We start from the raw sequence: 18,085 nt of genomic DNA, 5'->3' as shown, positions 1-18,085 counted from the left end.
CGACACAACAACATCAATTGAGCGCCTTGCGCGCCATCAGTGCCTTACCCGCGCGCGCACCATTCTCCCGGCCCATTTGCTGACTCACCCAATCGCCAATCGAAACGACGGCGTCCAGGTCAATGCCTGTTTCGATCCCGAGGCCATCTAGAAGGTAGAGCAGATCTTCCGTAGCAACATTACCGGTTGCGCCTTTGGCATAGGGGCAACCGCCCAGTCCACCAACGGACGCGTGGAACGTTGTCATTCCGACCTGAAGGGCACCGAAGATATTTGCCAATGCCTGCCCATAGGTATCGTGAAAGTGGCCAGCGAGACTTGCCAACGGAAACTCCCTGGAAGCGGCCTCAACCACTCGCTGAACCTGGTGCGCCGTGCCCACCCCAATGGTGTCGGCAATATCGATTTCGTCACACCCCAGATCGCGAAAGCGCCTGACCATATCGACGACGGCATCAACGCTCACCGGCCCCTGGTACGGACATCCGAAGGAGCATGAAATGCTGGCGCGCAATTGCAATCCCGTTTCTTTCGCCATCCGCGCGACCGGCGCAAAGCGTTCGAGCGATTCCGCTACAGAACAATTGATGTTGCGAATGGAAAATGCTTCGCTCGCGGCACCGAAAATGACGACCTCGTCGACCTTGCTCTCAATCGCGGCCTCGAGCCCTCTCATGTTGGGTGTCAGCGCTGCGTACGAGACCCCCGCTGCGCGATCGATCCCAGCCATGACTTGCGCACCGTCGGCCATTTGCGGAATCCATTTTGGCGACACGAAGGACGCAGCTTCGATTCTTCGTACGCCGGCGCCAACGAGTCGATTGACCAGTTCAATCTTGGTGTCCGTTGGTATGAACGTGCTTTCCGCCTGCAAACCGTCTCTAGGCCCGACTTCGACAATGTGTACGCGCTTTGGAAGACCGCTATCCGTGCCCTGCCTCCAACGTTCCTGCTGATTCATTTGAAACTCCATTTCGTGGCGAAGGTCCACCCTCGCGACGTGGGGCACGATTGCGACACCGCAGAAACGGTTCCATCACGAGTGGGCCCACATGCCTGCGGCGAGCAAGACTAACGGTGCCCGACGAATTGTTCATGCGTCCCGCCGTCGACCCGCAATCACACGAATCCAGGCGAGACGCTCGCTTCTAGTATTTACTTCGAGAGCACCTGTCCCAAGGCCCGGCGAAGTTCGGCTGCCGGATCACTCGGCAAAGTAAGGCTACGCCACGCAACATGATGGTCCGGGCGGGTCAATACGCAACCACTGTCGCCGATTTCACGCACGCGAGCCCAGTCGCCCGTGTGGTCCGCATAGGCCTGCCGCGGACCAATTACGTGTACGTCAATCTTCAACCCCAGCTCCTCACCGACTTTTGAGGCGGCCTCAACCCATGCTTCGCCGCCCAGACCGGTGAACAGCACGAATCGCCCATGTCCTGCGAGGTCAAGCGTGGAGTGTTGGCGTCCACGAGCGTCGAAAACCCAGGCATGAGGCAGACGCGCACCCGGCCATGTCGTCGCCTGGTAATAGAGCTCACGGTCGCGCGTGAACTCCGGTTCGGTTTGCCCATCGGTCACCGCAGCGCTCGAGCGATAGCGTTGATTCATCTCTACGCCCTGGGCGTCCAGTTCATATCGCTTGAACGCCAATGCTTCCCGGATTTCGTCGCGCTGTTTTTCGGCGGCCGCCGTGGACCCGCTTCGAGCATGCATATTCGCTTGCAAGACCTCGCCGTCGTTCGATTTGTCGATTCCAAGCGCGCTATAGAGCGGAGCAAATTCGGCAATCGACTGGTTCGCGCGGGTTACAACCTGCTTGGCGATCGGCGCACGCTCGGCCGAATAGGTATCCAGAAGCGCTTCACCCGCGCGCCCCTTGATGACTTCCGCGAGCTTCCATGCGAGGTTAAACGCATCCTGAATCGACGTGTTGGAGCCCAACCCGCCGGACGGTGGGTGCCGGTGGGTCGCATCGCCCATGCAGAACACTCTCCCTTCCTGCATGCGGGTCGCGTACATGTTGTTCACTGTCCAGGTATTCGCACCCAACAGTTCGATCTCGAGATCCGGCTTACCCACGAGTTGGCGTGCGATCGTGGTGGCCTTTGCCTCGTCCACAACCGGCACCGGTTCGTTGATGTCATAGCCCCAAACGATCAACCACTCGTGCCACGGCCGAACCATCCGGATCAGGCCCATCCCGATACCGCCCACTTCTGCACCCGGTTGCATGATTGGGTACAACACTGCCGGGCGGTGTGCGACGAATTCAGACAGGTCCGCACGGAACCAGATGTTCATCGATCCCCGCACACCCATCTGCCCTTCGAAAGGCAGACCTGCGTCCTTTGCGACCTTGGAATTCCCGCCGTCCGCGCCGATCAGGTACTTTGATTTGACCGTGAACTCCTCCCCGGACAATCGGTCACGGCAGCGCGTGAGAACACCCTCGTCAGTTTGCGTATGACTCAGATATTCCGTGCTCATCCGCGCTTCAGTTCCTCGCGAGCAAGCCGTTTTGAAAAGCAGCGGCTCCATGAACGTCTGCGGCAAATCGTTCATCTTGGTCGGACTCGACAATTGACGTTCCGCTCTTGAGAGCGGATGCAGTCCCCAACTGGGCACCCGGCCAATCTCCTCACCGGTCAGGCTTTCGCAGAAAACCGTTCCACCCATCAGATCCTGATCGGTCGCGTGCAGGTAGGCCTCCTGCTCCACCTGCTGGCCGAGGTCGCGCAGGACCTCCATGGTGCGCAGGTTCGTGATGTGCGCCCGCGGCGTGTTGGCCAGCCAGCGATACTGGTTGATGACCATGTTGTCGATACCGTACGTCGAAAGCAGCGCGGCACTGGCGGAGCCGGCAGGCCCCGTTCCGACGATGAGTACGTCCGTGGTTATTTCATACATTCGACACCTCCAATTGTCATGCCTTCGTGCCTCACCGTTTCCGTGTAGTTCGGATAACTAATTCAAGGTGAGTGTACGAGTCTCTGTTTTTACGATCCTGTCCGGTTTTCGCTAACCTGTCAGGCAGTCTTGTGCTCGGTCAGATTGAGATAGCGGATCATCTCCTCACGCATGGCGAACTTCTGTACTTTTCCCGTAACAGTCATAGGCAGTTCGCTCACGAAGCGAATATATTTGGGTACCTTATAGTGCGCGATCTGTCCTCGGCAAAAGTCTCTGATGTCCTCCTCAGTCGAACCTTCGCCTTTTCGAAGCACGATCCAGGCGCACAACTCCTCGCCGTTCTTCTCATCCGGCACGCCGAACACCTGCACATTCTGTATTTTTGGATGCCTGAAGAGGTATTCCTCAACTTCGCGGGGATAGATATTCTCTCCCCCTCGAATCACCATGTCCTTCAACCTTCCGACGATGTTGCAATATCCGTCGGCGTCGATCGTTGCGAGATCACCCGTATGCATCCATCCGTCAACGATGCTTTCGCGCGTTTTTGTCTCGTCTTCCCAGTACCCCTGCATCACCGAGTACCCTCGTGTACAGAGTTCTCCCGTCTCGCCGACCGATACAGTCTTACCGTCGAAATCAACGATCTTGACTTCGAGATGAGGTTGAATCCGCCCGACCGTTGTCGTGCGCTTATCGAGCGGATCCGTGGTTCCGCTCTGAAACGATACGGGGCTGGTCTCCGTCATGCCATACGCAATGGTGACCTCTCGCATATTCATCCTGGTCACAACCTGATTCATTGTCTCGACCGGACAAGGCGATCCAGCCATGATCCCGGTCCGCAGACTGCTCAGATCAAACGATGCAAAGTCCGCGTGCCCCAGTTCAGCGATAAACATGGTCGGCACCCCGTGAAGTGCAGTGCAACGCTCTTCCGAGACGGCTGCGAGAGTCGCGCCGGCGTCGAATCCTTCGCCCGGGAAGACCATCTGAGCGCCAACCGACACGCACGCCAGTACGCCGAGCACCATGCCGAAACAGTGGTATAGCGGGACAGGAATGCACAGTGAGTCGGCTTCGGACAGCTTCATTGCCATGCCAACAAAGCGTGCGTTGTTGATGATGTTTCGGTGCGTCAGCGTTGCACCCTTGGGGCTGCCGGTGGTGCCGCTCGTGAACTGGATATTGATCGGGTCCTGAGAAGAAAGTGTTTGCTCGACGGTGTCGATTACCTCACGCCCTTCGTCTCGAAGAATCCCCTCTCCGCGCTGCATGACCGTGTGGAACGACATGACGCCCGATACGCGCCAGTCACCCACGGAGATCACCGTGCGAAGGTCCGGCAGACGTTCGACCTTCAACTCGTCCGGCTGCTGTGACGCGAGTTCAGGCGCAATGTCGAGCAACATCGAAATGTAGTTCGACGTTTTGAAACTCTCGGCGGTGACGAGCGCCTTGCATTTCACTTTCCGCAGCGCGTACTCGAGTTCCGACACACGATAGGCGGGATTGATGTTGACCAGCACGGCACCGATGCGCGCCGTCGCGAACTGCGTGAGCAACCATTCGAACCGGTTGGGAGACCAGATGCCAACGCGATCCCCTTTTCCTATTCCCAACGACAGAAGCCCTGCGGCAAGCTGATCGACATGATCGTCAAATTCGCTCCATGTCCACCGTACAAGTTGCTCCCGGAATACCACAGCTTGCTGATCAGGAAATCTGCGTGCTGTTTCCCTCAGAAACTGGCCGACTGTAGACTCGCTCAACGGAACGTCCGTCGAACCCCGTACGTAGGCAACGCCATCGGCAGGCGCTTCGAGCGTAAGGGAACCGGGTAAAGTGTGCATGAAGCCATCCTCCATCGTTACTGCGCGTTTCCGTCAAAAATTCCGCTGAACGGAGTTATCTAGCGATTGCAATGCCGTCGGCCCCTGTCGAAGGCCGACATCGAAAACGCTTCATTTCCCGTGAAAAACCATCTCGCCCGGTTCTTCATCACGATCGAACGCCTCGGCTGTGTTGGCAAAACCTCGCTTGGCGTCCGCAGTGTTGTACAGGTCCATGCACACATCCAGCATGGTGGCATCCGCACCGGGGATGCCGCCGCTTGACCACACCTTGAGCAGGGTGCGCGTCGCTGCGTACGAAAGCGTCGGACCGTCGGAGAGCTGCGTAATCAGCTCGGCAGCAACACGTTCGAGCGCATCGGGTTCAGCCACGTGCGTTGCAATCCCGAGGTCCCGGGCCACGCTGCCGGGAATCGCCTCACCCAGCATCGCGAAACGGGACGCGTTGCTGCGCCCCACTCGCTCGGCCAGCCGCTGCAGCGCTCCTGCAATGGGAAGCATCGCCGTCGTGACCTCGACGCATCGGAACACGGCGTCGGTTGACGCCACAATGAAGTCACAGTTCAACGCGAGTTCAAAGCCGCCGCCGAAAGCCAGACCCTGCACCACCGCTACCGTCGGGACGCGGAGCGCTTCGATTGCGCGATACGAAGTGTTGATTTCCGCGACGAAGGTGCGAAACCAGTTCAAGTCCTTTCCCGGCCATTCGCGAACCTCGCCACCGAGACTGAAGTTGGGCCCTTCGGCCCGAACGACCAGTACCCGGATGTCGCTTTCGCTGGCTTCATGAACCGCCTGCCGGAGACACTCTGCAAACCGTGCATCGAGACGGTTGTACGGCGGATTCGCCAGAACGATATTCCCGACCTTCCCGTCGCGCTCAAAACGTATGCTTTTCATCGCCTAACCTCACTATTCAGTCAGATTCACCGAGCGCCTGTGACGCTCGGGAATGTTTCGTAATTCAGGAGTTCTCTTGATTCAACGGAATGATCGGAAGAAGCAGATGTGAAGGACGATCCGCGTCACGGTAAACCTTGTGAGTGACCGTGTTGCTGCTGGTGACGTGATACGGAATGTATTCGACATCGGTCATCGCGCCCGTTCCTGTCGGCACGTCCATGCTGCAGATCTCGATACAGATCCGATGGCCGGCCTTGAACTGGTTTGCCGTTGCGAGCACCTGGATTTCATACTTGACGATCTGGCCAGGTGTGACAGGCGAGATCGACTCTTTCGTCAATTTGTGGAACGGCTCCGCAGGCGTGGATCGGGCAGGATCCGTTGCACGGTATGACGCTTTCAGCCAGCCGCGGGTAAGTTCGCGCTCAGGTAGCGTCTCCGGCACCGACCGTTCGCCGACGCGTGCAGTAACCACCGATACGTCCGGACCGACGTCCTTGAGTACGACAATCCAGTTCGTATCCGTCTGATCAATCTCAGCATAGAGCGTCAGCGAAATCGGACCCGCCACCAGTACGTCCTGCGCAAGCGGCTCAGTCATGTAACGCAGGCGTTCAACCTTGGACGTCTTTTTGAGCGGCATTTGCGTGAAGACATCAGGTTCCCGATGCGCGTTGCCAACCTCCGCTGAAGGTCGAGGGGCGTCTGTGGAAAGCTGCTCCCAACCTGAAAGGTAGTACTTCGCCCATTGCGTCTCCGGCAAAGGCCAGTCACTACCCGTTCGCCATTCGTTGGCGCCCATCACCCAGTAACGGACCGGCGGTTCGTTCATGATGCCGGTATCGATACCCTTCAACCAGTAGTCGTACCAGCGAATAACCTCGTCGTGATACTGATGGAATGGCCGCTCCAGATGCGCAGGGCCCGTAAAGATCAGCTTGCGCGGCTGTTTGACATTGCTGAAGTAATGCTGCGCGCCAAGCCAGTGCAATTTGTACGTGTAAGCGTAGGCGCCAGAGCCGGTATAGAACGGCACCTTGATCGACTTGAAAATTTCCTCGGCTCGTTCGACCGTCCCCTCCGGCTCCCACGGGTTCGTCATGATGTGGTACATCACCCCTGTGCGCTGCCCCTTCTGCGTCAGGATGTTGTACAGATTGATGTACATCTTGTAGTCGGGATTGCGCATGGCCGCGCGCCAGAGTTCCTCTTGCGCTTCAGGTAACGTACCCGGCACACCGCGCGGCTCATGCACCGTGCTGAAAACGTCAAGCAGGTACGGGAACGTGTGAATGACGCCACCGGGATTGAAGTCCCGAAACCCGAACATCCCGCCGTATGCGCTACAGGCGTCGTACGGAAAAATTGCCTTGAGCGCGGGGTGGCCCTGCGCCGCCGCACGCCATTGTTCACCCGCAAAACCCGAGATCCCCACCATGCCGACCTTGCCGTCGGACCACGGCTGCTGCGTGATCCATTCGATCATGTCGTAATGGTCAGTATTCTCCTCGCCGTAGTGGCCCTCCGACTTTGCGGAGCCGCGCGGTTGCGCAATAACGTGTACATAGCCATTGGCGATGAAGCGGCGAGTGTCCCCGGCTTCTATCGGCCCGAACCAGAGCGGCGCATGGGCGGGCTGTGGGGGCAAGACATCCGCAATATCCGGACCCTGGAGATCCTTGTTGTGCAGCGCTGAAGCGTACAGCACGGGATACTTGCCATCCGCATCCGGTCGATAAACGTCTACCGCAAGACGGGTTCCGTCCCGCATCGTTACGACGATGTCGCGTTCTTCAATCATGTCTCCTCCTTCGTTGGCCTGTTCGGCGTCAACAGACGGCCGTCTCAAGGCCGAAAATTTGCTTTACCCGCCGACATGCGCTTTTGCGTTCGCTCATCGAGAGCCGCACGATCAGGCAGGTTCCGTAATTCACTATACTTCACGTCCGTAAAGTATGCAAGACGAACGACGTGCCAAAAAATAAAAGTTTGAATCCCAAATGAATTGCGCCCGAGGAACGGCTACGTGTCCATAACCGCGCGTGCTAGCGCCATACCGTCACTGCGTGGTGCTGTTCGGCAACGGTGGATCATCCGCCGATCCGGTACTGATGTCCGCCACGTGTTCGGTCAGCGATCGCCGTTGTGCAGAGAGCACTCGGGCCATGACGATCATGCATACGCAAGCCATCAAAAGCGGTATCGACAACAACGCACATGTGAGCAGGTACGGAAAACCCGATATGACGATCAGGCCAATCAACGACGAACCGACAATCGACCCGAGCCGTCCGATCGCAACGTTCCAGCCACCGCCAGACGCACGCAGCGCAGTTGGATAGAAAATGCCCGGAATGGTGTTGACGCAGATCAGCGGTCCTCCAACAGCTATGCCGGACAGGAAGACCACGCCCGCGTGCCACTGGGTGGCTTCGGAGATGCCCAACGCGACGACAAGCAGCGAGCCTGCGCCGAACGCCACGGAAACGACCGATGCCACGTTATAGCGACGAACAAGGATGGCGAATAGAACCGCGCCGCCGAGCGCACCGAACTGGAACATCGACGATACTTGCGAGGCGTCGTGCATCGATAGCCCCACCTGCTTCAGGTGGGTCGGCATCCAGCTTCCAATCAGAAAGAACACCAGATAACCCGCAAACTCCGCAAGCCACGTCAACACGGTGCCGAGCCGGTATTTCGCGCTCAACAGCGCCCTGCTTCCGCTTATCGATTCACGCGTTTCGGCGATGAATAAATGCATTCCAGAGCAGTCTAAAGACGGAAACACTTTGCCGAGAATTCGCTGCGCCTCGTCATTGGACCTTCGACTGGCCACGACGTAGAGCGGCGACTCGGGGACTTGCCACGCAAACAAGGCAACGACCCCAAGCGGCAAAAGACCACTCAGTACCAGCATGCCTCGCCACCCCAACGTCCCGATAGCGAGAGACGTGACCAAACCAGCGGCTGCCGCACCGAAAAGGAATCCACAGTAAGTCGATGCGAGCATCGCTGAGCGTGAACGGTCGGGGCTATATTCCGCGACGATCGCCGACGTAGCCGGCATCGCTGCTCCGATGCCGAGACCGGTTATGAAGCGCAAGGCAATGAGCTGAAATATCGACTGTGCTTCGCTCGACATCACACCCGCGATGCCAAACCATGCGATTGCCACGATGCTCACCGTTCGACGACCGACTCGGTCAGCCAGCGTTCCTCCAACGATCGATCCAATCAGTAAGCCGGTTAGTCCAAAAGCCACCAGAGGCGAAAGAGCGGCGCTCGATAGCCGCCAATGCTGGCTAATCGCAGGCGCGATAAAACTGATCACAATGGTGTCGAAACCCTCGATCGCCGTTGCCGCGAAGCAGATGAGGAACACCGTCCACTGCTTACGCCCCATAGGCATATCGTTAAAAATCTCGCGCACATCCCGCTGGGCATAGCCTATGCTATTCATCGCATTGTCCTTGATGATCGGTCACCTGGTTTCGGTGTCAATCGGGTGTCAATCGGGTTTCACTTGTCTCTCGACAGCAACGACATCACCTGTTCGTTAAAACCGGTGACGAATTCCAACTCGCAACAGACCCTGCGTTTGTCCACTCGACGGTGAAGGAATCAACGTGATCTGCGCGCGAGTCGCCGAACCCGCCGCTTTCAGCAGTTCAGCCGCAAAGTAAATGTCCGTCCGCTTCGAGAGGAAATAGTTGGTGTAGAGATCGATTGCCCGATAGATTGGCGTCGCGGAGGTCGCATCCACTTTGCCGTGCGTGTAGATGTACGCCGCACCTGCGAGCAGAAAGGGCGTAATGAAGTAGCCGACGTTGCCCTCGTAGTTGTCAAACCGCACGTTACTGCCAAGAAAGCCTTTCTTGAATTGCGTCGACGTGTACGTGAAAGCAATTGAAGCGCTGCCGAGCTTGTACGATGCACCTACCCCTGCGATGGATTCGCTTTGCGCGTTCTGCACGTACGGGGCATAAATGATGTTTCGCGGTGTGATGCTATCGAATGCGGCAGCAAACGGATTCTTGATGATCGTATAGGCAGCCGCAACATACAGTGGGAAGCTAATTCCGTTGTAACTTAGTCCCACCGACGTCACGCTATTCGTGGAGAATTGTCCGGGCTGCCCACCAAAGCTATAGAGCGCACCCAATGTGAACCCTGCTATTTTTGGACTGGCGTATTTGACCGAGTTGTTGATGCGTATGCTCCCTCCAACGTTGTCAACGTCACCGGCGTGAGCGAAGTAGACCGCCCAGTTCAAACCGGCTGCAACGGGGGAAAGCATTTCGGCGACTTCCTCGTATTGACGCCCAAGCGTGAACGTCCCATACGGGCTTGAGATTCCAACGTACGCCTGGCGGCCGAACAGACGCCCATTGTTCGACAGGTTTCCGCTGGACACGTCAAAGCCGTTTTCCAACGTGAAGACTGCTTTGTAACCTCCACCCAGATCTTCGGCGCCGCGCAGCCCCCATCTGGACAGTGATCCACCTCCGCTCTGAAGCAACCAGCCTGAATGTCCGTTCTGATTGCTTGTGTAGGTCAGGCCTTCATCCAGCAGACCGTACAGTGTCACTGAACTTTGCGCGTACACCACCACAGGCGTGACACAAAAAAGCGCGGCGGCCAAGGACAATCTCTTCATCTCCAGTCTCCTTTGTCATTTTGAACGCACTACCAAACGGCACATCGAAGGTGCTGAAAGAAGGATATGTCTAAATTTTCCACTCGTATAGTTTAATTTGGATAGGAGTATCCCCAGGTATGCTTCGCCTGATGAATGAAGGGAACGGGTACCCGACTTCACGCAAGGACCTGGAAGGAGATTGAATCTGGCAGCCGATCAGATCGGGAATCGATGGCGACGTCGCGCAGTAGCGACTTTACGAGGACGCCAACTGGCAGAGGAGATGGGGATGTACGGACCGCACGAGATAACAGCATCTCAGTTCAGGACTTTTGCGGACCTTCCCTGAGACGAGATTTTTATCTTCAGGTCGATGCCCTTCTGGGCGATTCAGAGTTTGCGATGAATTGTGCGACTCGTTCGGAAAACGCTTTCGTCGACGCGCATCGCAGGAAAGCATGTTTTTCCTGTTCAAGATGGCGCTCAAGGTTATCTTCGGCCACCATCCCAACAAGCGATTTCATTTCTCTGACCGCCGCCACGGGTACATCGATGACTTTCCGCGCGAGCGCCAGCGTAGTGTCCTGCAAGGAAGCGGGTTCGGCAATGCTCTGGACGAGCCCTAACTGTCCAGCCTCGTCCGCACTCAATGAGTCGCGCGTCAACAGGATCTCCAATGCCCTCGCCGCTCCCAATCGACGCGCCAGATGAAACGACAGGCCACCGTCGCTGGATGTTCCCAGCTTGGCGTAGCCGACGACAAAGCGCGCAGTGCTCGACGCGACCACCAGGTCGCACGCCATTGCCAGCGAAAAGCCCGCACCTGCTGCCGCCCCTTGAACGCTAGCGATCACAGGTATCGGCAAGCGCCGCATCGCCACAATCGTGGCGTGCAGTGCGGTAATTAACGATTCGAGGTAGGAATCGGAACGCTGCAGTCCGTCGAAGATCTGGCGAAGCTCGCCGCCGGCTGAAAATATCCTGCCCGTGGCTTGAAGTATCACTGCGCGATACTTCGACGCCCCCTCAATCTCGCGGAGGGTGCCCAGCAGTTCATCGCAGAACGCCTTGTCGATCGAGTTCGCGCGTGCTTCGTTCACCAGCGTAACGAAGGCGATGTCGTCACTTGATGTCAGCGTGATTTTGCTTTCCATCTGTCCTTGATCCGTGAATTAAATCTGTAGTCGGATTCAGTTCTGTCGTCGGCCGGTCAGAATACCTGGACCAGTCAAGTTATCTTCATTATACTTTACGATGTGTCAATTTAAAAGGAAATTGAGCGGCAAGGAGCGTCGGATCGACTGAGCATGCGGCATGTGCGGTGCAATTTTTGTCTGACGATTAGGCACCTCTTTAGCCTCGTGATTTTTGCCGGACCAACGGCATGCCTTGCCTCGCTTGAAGTTGTTGGCGCATCAGGCCGGCGGTCGTTAAATAGTGTGTTACTGTGCCGGCCAAATCGACTGTGCTCAACGGGTTCAGCGCGGCCAGGCTTCGGCGGTAAGTGTGTGATACCGTTGCGAAGCCTGCCTTCGTTGACGGTCGCGGCCTGCTGAGCCTACCCGGCGTTGGTCTGTCTGAAGGCGGAAGGCACCGGAGCACAGAAGCAACGCAATAACGAATTTCCCAATCGAGAAACCAAATGGCGGACAGCGCAGGTTCCAAGAACGTTGGTAACAAAAGCAGACCAACCGAACTCAAACGTGCAGAGCAGCAGCGGGCGCAGGAAACCCGCGCCGCGATCCTGAACGCGGCACTTGCCGAATTCGCCACGAAGGGCTTTGAGGCTGCGAGTATTCGTAGCATCGCGGATCGCATCGGCTTGCAACATCCGCTGATCACCTACCACTACCGGTCCAAAGACGTTCTCTGGCAGGCGGTGGCGGAGTTTGTGTTCGAACGCATTCGCCAGGAATGGGACACCAATCTGACGGATACGCCCCCTACCATGGCAGCGGATCGGGTAAAACTTGTGTACCGCTCGTTGTTCAGGTTCACGGTGGATTTTCCCCAGTTTCACCGCTTCATGCTGCAAGAGTTCCTCGTGTACAGCCCGCGTTTACAGTGGCTCGCCGACACAGTGCTCAAGCCATTGATCAACTGGCTAATTCCACAGATTCGCGCGGCGCAGGATGAAAACACCTTGCCCAAAGTCGAACCGATCCTCCTGCACTACCTCATGATCAGCCTGACATCGACGCTGTCTGGATTCGGTCCGGAAATGCTGGCGACCAGCAATGTCGCGGCGTCCGATCCAGCCGTTGTTGATGCGTATTGGCAGATGGTCGAGACACTCGTCTTCAGCAAACAGGCGGAGACGCCATGTGCGGACAAGGCCGAATCACGTTCGGGCAAGTCGGGTAGTCGACCCCGCGCATCCGCACGCGTGAAGAGCAGCTAAGGTATCCCGCGCTACTCCCGGGTTATCCCTCTCACTGGCAACGACTCGCGCATCCGCGAGTCGTTCGCGCCTTAAACTGATCCTCCTCTACTCCGCCAGGCACATATCTACTAAAGCGATGGGTTTCATCTGAAAATATAGGCTATCCAGATTACAGGTCGGAGCCTATCGTGCGGATTTCCGGCAGACGTTTCGTCTGCCACTTCGGAGATCATTTTCATGAAACTGCTACACGTAGATTCCAGCATCCTCGGACAAAGCTCCGTCAGCCGCGATCTGTCAGCGGAAGTCGTCGCGACTTTCCGGACCCGCCATTCCGACCTTACCGTCACTCGTCTCGACCTGGCCGCCACGCCGATCGGCCATCTGACGGCAGCGCACCTCGCGGCCGCGCAGGGCGCTCCGGTCGACGAGGCATTGAAGTCCGACGTCGCCTTGGGACAGGTCGCGCTCGAGGAGTTCCTGGCCGCCGATATCGTGGTCATCGGCTCGCCGATGTACAACTTTGGCGTGCCCTCCCAACTGAAGGCCTGGATCGACCGCATCTCGGTCGCCGGGAAGACGTTCAGCTACGGTGAGCACGGCCCGGTCGGACTGGCCGGCGGCAAGAAGTTGGTTATCGCCTCGTCGCGCGGTGGTGTTTACAGCGAAGGCTCGCCCGTCGCCTTCTTCGATCATCAGGAAACCTATCTGAAGGCCGCGTTCGGCTTCCTGGGCATCACGGATATCACCTTCATTCGCGCAGAAGGCGTGGCGATGGGTGAAGAGACACGCAGTGGGGCCATCGCCTCGGCGAAGAAAGCGACCGCCGCGCTCGCCGCGTGAGATAGCACCGCCATCAACGGGTTGCCGATCGGGTTTCCGAATCGTGCCGAGTGATGGCGCGTCCGGTATCCGCTTGGACCCGCTTGCGCCCGATCGACCAACGCAAAAAGGAGCCCCTGCATGACCCATTCCATCCACGGCAACAAACGCTGGCTGGCGCTGATCGTTCTGTGCCTCGGCGTGCTCATGATCGTGCTCGATACGACGATCGTGAACGTTGCCTTGCCGTCGATCGCCGCGGACCTCGGCTTTACCGAAACCTCGCTGGTGTGGGTGGTCAATGCGTACATGCTCACCTTCGGCGGCTGCCTGCTGCTGGGCGGACGGCTGGGCGATCTCTACGGCCATCGCAAGCTGTTTCTCGGCGGCATCACGCTGTTCACGCTGGCGTCGCTCGCATGCGGCATGGCGAATTCGCAAATCCTGCTGGTGGGCGCGCGTTCCGTGCAGGGTCTGGGCGGCGCAGTCGTCTCCGCGGTCTCGCTGTCGCTGATCATGAATCTGTTCACCGAACCGGGCGAACGGGCGAAAGCGATGGGTATCTACGGTTTCGTCTGCGCGGGCGGCGGCAGCATCGGCGTGTTGCTCGGCGGTCTGCTGACCAACCTGCTGAGCTGGCACTGGATCTTTCTGGTCAACTTGCCGATTGGCATCGCCGTCTACGCGCTGTGCGTCGCGCTCCTGCCATCGGCACGCGGCCATGCTCATGGCGAACGGCTCGACGTGGCCGGTGCGGCCACAGTCACCGCTTCGCTGATGCTGGCCGTGTACGCGGTAGTGAATGGCAACGAGGCAGGCTGGACCTCGGCGCAAACGCTCGGTCTTCTGTTCGCCGCGCTCGCGCTGCTGGCCGTATTTCTCGTGATCGAAGCGCGCGTGCAGCATCCGCTGATGCCGCTCGGTCTGTTCCGCTTGCACAATGTCGCGACTGCCAATGTGGTTGGCGTACTGTGGGCGGCGGCGATGTTCGCGTGGTTCTTCATCTCCGCGTTGTATCTGCAGCGCGTGCTCGGCTACCGGCCCCTGCAGGTCGGGCTCGCGTTTTTGCCGGCCAGTCTGATCATGGCGTTCTGTTCGCTGAGCCTGTCGGCGCGCGCGGTGATGCGCTTCGGTCTGCGCGCGCCGCTTGCCGCCGGGCTGCTCTCTGCAGCGTGTGGCCTCGCGTTGTTCGCTCGCGCACCGGTTAATGGCAGCTTTGTGCTCGACGTGCTGCCCGGCATGATCCTGTTCGGCTTCGGCGCGGGCATTGCATTCAATGCGCTGCTGCTGGCCGCCATGAGCGACGTCGATCCGAGCGACTCGGGTCTCGCGTCCGGTATCGTCAATACGTCGTTGATGATGGGCGGTGCACTTGGACTCGCGGTGCTCGCAAGTCTCGCGGCCGCGCGCAGCGACGCGATGCAGGCTTCTGAAAGCGCCGTGGCGGCGCTCAATAGCGGCTACCACGTGGCGTTTCTGTTCGGTGCCATCCTCGCGGCGGCGGCCGGCGTGCTGGGCGGTTTGTTGTTGCGTCCTGGGCAGCCAGGCGGCGCCGGCGAACAGGACAAAAGAAGTCCGGTGGCCGCAAAAGAAGAAACCGCCGCGACCTCGTGACGACGGTGACAAAAGCGCATTCATAAGTAACACGCTCACCCACGCCACCACGAACCGTCGTAACAGTTACGAATTGGGATCGCCGAGACTGGCCGCGCGCAATCGGTCGAAATCGAGAATGGTGATTTCCCCGGATTTCAGGCTCACTATGCGTTGACTTTCGAGGTTCCTGAGCAACTGATTCGTGGTCTGTCGCGAGAGCGACACCATCGAAGCCAGGCTGTCTTGCGAGACCCTTATCCTGCTCTGCGAGGCATTGAGACCGCCATAACCTCCGGCGATCATCAGCAAACGGTTGGCCACGCGCTGTGCCGCGGGCAACAGGGTCATCGCTTCGGCATTCTCGAATGAAACCCGAAGTCTTTGCGCCATCAGCAACGCAAAATCTCGCCAATAACGGGGCGTGGAATCGAGCAGGTTCTGCAGCGCGGCCCCGGGCACGTGCAGCAACAACGTCCTGCTGACGGCAGTGGCGTCGTTCGGCCGCGGCAGCCCATCGAACATCGAGATCTCCCCCACCCATGCAGTCGGTCCGAGCACCGCGAGCAACGCCTCTTTCCCATCCATCCCGACTGTGCCGATAGCGAGCGCGCCGCCCAGCACGGCGTACAGGCCGTAAGACTGTTCACCACGCCGATACAGGAATTGGCCCTTGTCCAGCGTGAGCAGGCTGGCATGGCTGATCAGATAGTCCCGCAACTCGACAGGCAGGCCCCGGAACCATGGGGTCGTTTCGAGTTGTGACCGGTAGCGGTGCAGGCTGGATTCCATGGGCGCGTCGACCTGTCGGGTATCCGACAGATTTTAGGCGGGTTCGCGAACATCATGTGGATTCGCATCGGACGACGCAATGACTTTGGCCCTTGCTGCACCTGCAGCGTCGCAGGCGCAAAATGAGCGATTTCGCAGGGCGCTATTCAGTGTTGTTCCGGGTTATTCCAGGTTGTCCCATTGCTTGAACCATCGAATAAGGAGTGTCGACGTGGCCTCATCTGCTGTCAGTCTGAAGAACGACGTTTCACCTGCCGAATGGGAAGCGCGAGTCAATCTCGCGGCCGCGTACCGTCTCACGGCGCTGTTTGGGTGGGACGATCTGGTGTTTACCCATATCTCGGCACGCGTGCCAGGCCCCGAACACCATTTCCTGATCAACCCATACGGGATGATGTTCGACGAAATCACCGCCTCTTCGCTGGTCAAGATCGGCCTCGACGGCCGCAAGGTTGCCGAATCGCCGTATGACGTCAATCCGGCCGGCTTTACGATCCATAGCGCCGTGCATGCGGCACGCGAAGACGCCCATTGCGTAATGCACACTCACTCGGTCAACGGCGTTGCCGTGTCGGCGCAGGAAGCGGGATTGCTGCCGCTCTCCCAGCAGTCCCTTGGTGTGCTGGCGTCGCTCGGCTACCACGACTACGAAGGCATCGCGCTCAATGAAGCCGAGAAGCCCCGTCTCGTTCAAGACCTCGGAAGCAACACTTATCTGATGCTGCGCAACCACGGCCTGCTGACGGTTGGCGCGGCGCCGGCGGACGCCTTCGTCGCCATGTACTTCTTTGAAGCAGCCTGCATGATTCAGGTGCGCGCCCAGTCAGGCGGCGGCAAGCTCACGCCCATCCCGCAGCAAATTCTCGCCGGCATCAAGGAGCAGATCCGGATGGCGACGCGGGGCCTCACGCCCGGAGCGCTGGTGTGGCCTGGGCTGCTGCGTCGGCTCGATCGCCGCAACCCTGGATATGCCGACTAGCGCAGTCCGTTCGCGAGATGTCCGGCGCACGAGGGCATATGCCGGGCAAACAGCGTAAGCATGTATTACGCGTCATAGACCGCGTTTGCCGATTTAACGCAACGCGGATGTAATCTGGTAGGTCACGTGAGAACCTGTATGGCAAAGATCTTTATCTACGGTGCCGGCTCTATTGGTTGCTATGTCGGCGGACGGCTTCTTGCCGGAGGGAGCGACGTCAGTTTCATTGGACGTGCACGCGTGGCCGACCAGTTGCGCAATCAAGGCATCACGCTGTCGCGGCACGACGATAGCCGCTGGCATGCCCCGTCGGAACGCATCGACGTATCGACGGACGCGGCAAGCGCCGCCGCTGCCGATCTCGTGCTCGTCACCGTCAAGTCTGCCGCGACGCCCACCGCCGCGGCCGAACTGGCGAACGTGCTACGCCCCGGCACGATCGTCGTGAGCTTCCAGAACGGCATTGGCAATGCGGACGTGCTGCGCGCCGCGCTGCCACAGCACACGGTGCTGGAAGGGATGGTGCCATTCAATGTCGTCGAACGCGGCCCGGGTGCGTTTCATCAAGGTTCAGCGGGAGAACTGGAGATCAGGCATACGCCGGCCATGCAGCCGTTCGTCGAAGAATTCAGGAGAGCGGGTCTGCCGCTGATCCAGCACGCCGACATGTTGCCGGTGCAGTGGGCGAAGCTGTTGCTCAATCTCAACAATGCCATCAACGCGCTGGCGAACCGGCCTTTGAAGGAAGAGCTCTCGCAACGCGCCTATCGGCTTTGCCTCGCGATGGCGCAGAAAGAAGCGCTCGCGCTGCTGAAGCGGGCCGGCATACGACCGGCCAGAGTGACGCCGCTTCCAGCCACGTGGATACCGCGTGTTCTCAGCGTGCCTGATGCGTTGTTCGAACGGCTGGGCCGCACGATGCTGACGATCGATCCGCTCGCGCGCTCGTCGATGTCCGACGACCTGGCGGCCGGGCGCGCCACGGAAATCGACTGGATCAATGGCGAGGTCGTGCGTCTCGCCCAACGCCTTGGGCAAACGGCACCAGTCAACGCACGGCTATGCGAACTCGTGCGCGAAGCCGAGCGAGCCGACGTGCGCCCTTCATGGTCAGGCGAAGCATTGCTGGCTGAGATGCGGGCCGCGGCGCATACCACCTTGCCATTGCCCGCAAAAATCTGAACGCCGGCGCACACGCACAAGGT

Annotated in this window: 14 protein-coding genes; 5 read left to right on the top strand and 9 right to left on the bottom strand. The window is 58.8% G+C overall.

The features are described from left to right. Positions 1 to 13 precede the first annotated feature (13 nt). The 8 genes from FSO04_RS11205 to FSO04_RS11170 form a co-directional block, all read right to left on the bottom strand. Positions 14 to 961: a hydroxymethylglutaryl-CoA lyase gene (locus tag FSO04_RS11205; RefSeq protein ID WP_154559802.1), complete on the bottom strand. Its 948-nt coding sequence runs from the start codon at positions 959 to 961 to the stop codon at positions 14 to 16. A 194-nt stretch (positions 962 to 1,155) separates the two neighbouring features. Beyond that, on the bottom strand, positions 1,156 to 2,910 hold the full coding sequence (locus FSO04_RS11200; RefSeq protein WP_154559751.1) for an FAD-dependent oxidoreductase: 1,755 nt from the start codon (positions 2,908 to 2,910) through the stop codon (positions 1,156 to 1,158). Between the two features lie 119 nt (positions 2,911 to 3,029). Continuing rightward, complete coding sequence (locus FSO04_RS11195; protein ID WP_154559801.1) at positions 3,030 to 4,766, bottom strand: AMP-binding protein; 1,737 nt, start codon at positions 4,764 to 4,766, stop codon at positions 3,030 to 3,032. A gap of 111 nt (positions 4,767 to 4,877) precedes the next feature. Then, a complete protein-coding gene (locus tag FSO04_RS11190; RefSeq protein WP_154559750.1) occupies positions 4,878 to 5,666 on the bottom strand; it encodes an enoyl-CoA hydratase/isomerase family protein in 789 nt (262 codons plus the stop codon). A gap of 64 nt (positions 5,667 to 5,730) precedes the next feature. Further along, positions 5,731 to 7,470: a CocE/NonD family hydrolase gene (locus tag FSO04_RS11185; RefSeq protein WP_154559749.1), complete on the bottom strand. Its 1,740-nt coding sequence runs from the start codon at positions 7,468 to 7,470 to the stop codon at positions 5,731 to 5,733. A 258-nt stretch (positions 7,471 to 7,728) separates the two neighbouring features. After that, complete coding sequence (locus FSO04_RS11180) at positions 7,729 to 9,132, bottom strand: MFS transporter (RefSeq protein ID WP_154559748.1); 1,404 nt, start codon at positions 9,130 to 9,132, stop codon at positions 7,729 to 7,731. 96 nt (positions 9,133 to 9,228) lie between these two features. Then, positions 9,229 to 10,329 (bottom strand): porin, encoded by a 1,101-nt coding sequence (locus tag FSO04_RS11175; RefSeq protein WP_154559747.1) that lies wholly within the window; start codon positions 10,327 to 10,329, stop codon positions 9,229 to 9,231. A 347-nt stretch (positions 10,330 to 10,676) separates the two neighbouring features. Further along, positions 10,677 to 11,465 carry an enoyl-CoA hydratase/isomerase family protein gene (locus FSO04_RS11170; RefSeq protein ID WP_154559746.1) on the bottom strand — a complete coding sequence of 263 codons (789 nt, stop codon included), beginning with the start codon at positions 11,463 to 11,465 and terminating at the stop codon, positions 10,677 to 10,679. A gap of 488 nt (positions 11,466 to 11,953) precedes the next feature. Here FSO04_RS11170 and FSO04_RS11165 point away from each other — a divergent pair, with 488 nt between their 5' ends. The 3 genes from FSO04_RS11165 (at position 11,954) to FSO04_RS11155 (ending at position 15,130) form a co-directional block, all read left to right on the top strand. Then, the gene (locus FSO04_RS11165; RefSeq protein ID WP_154559745.1) at positions 11,954 to 12,712 is read left to right on the top strand and encodes a TetR/AcrR family transcriptional regulator; all 759 of its coding nucleotides are present in this window, start codon (positions 11,954 to 11,956) and stop codon (positions 12,710 to 12,712) included. A gap of 219 nt (positions 12,713 to 12,931) precedes the next feature. Beyond that, positions 12,932 to 13,537: an FMN-dependent NADH-azoreductase gene (locus tag FSO04_RS11160; protein WP_154559744.1), complete on the top strand. Its 606-nt coding sequence runs from the start codon at positions 12,932 to 12,934 to the stop codon at positions 13,535 to 13,537. 120 nt (positions 13,538 to 13,657) lie between these two features. Next, on the top strand, positions 13,658 to 15,130 hold the full coding sequence (locus FSO04_RS11155; RefSeq protein ID WP_154559743.1) for an MFS transporter: 1,473 nt from the start codon (positions 13,658 to 13,660) through the stop codon (positions 15,128 to 15,130). Between the two features lie 66 nt (positions 15,131 to 15,196). Here the strand turns inward: FSO04_RS11155 and FSO04_RS11150 are convergent, their stop codons facing one another. Continuing rightward, on the bottom strand, positions 15,197 to 15,901 hold the full coding sequence (locus FSO04_RS11150; RefSeq protein ID WP_154559742.1) for a Crp/Fnr family transcriptional regulator: 705 nt from the start codon (positions 15,899 to 15,901) through the stop codon (positions 15,197 to 15,199). A 211-nt stretch (positions 15,902 to 16,112) separates the two neighbouring features. Between FSO04_RS11150 and FSO04_RS11145 the strand changes: the two genes are divergently transcribed. Together FSO04_RS11145 and FSO04_RS11140 are read left to right on the top strand one after the other, a co-directional pair. After that, positions 16,113 to 16,880, top strand: coding sequence for a class II aldolase/adducin family protein (locus FSO04_RS11145; RefSeq protein ID WP_168435643.1), 768 nt, complete (start codon positions 16,113 to 16,115; stop codon positions 16,878 to 16,880). Positions 16,881 to 17,018: 138 nt separating this feature from the next. Continuing rightward, a complete protein-coding gene (locus FSO04_RS11140; RefSeq protein ID WP_154559740.1) occupies positions 17,019 to 18,062 on the top strand; it encodes a 2-dehydropantoate 2-reductase in 1,044 nt (347 codons plus the stop codon). Positions 18,063 to 18,085: the final 23 nt, after the last annotated feature.

The sequence above is a fragment of the Paraburkholderia madseniana genome, from assembly GCF_009690905.1.
Taxonomy (GTDB): Bacteria; Pseudomonadota; Gammaproteobacteria; order Burkholderiales; family Burkholderiaceae; genus Paraburkholderia; species Paraburkholderia madseniana.
This window is presented reverse-complemented; position numbering and strand designations above follow the sequence as displayed.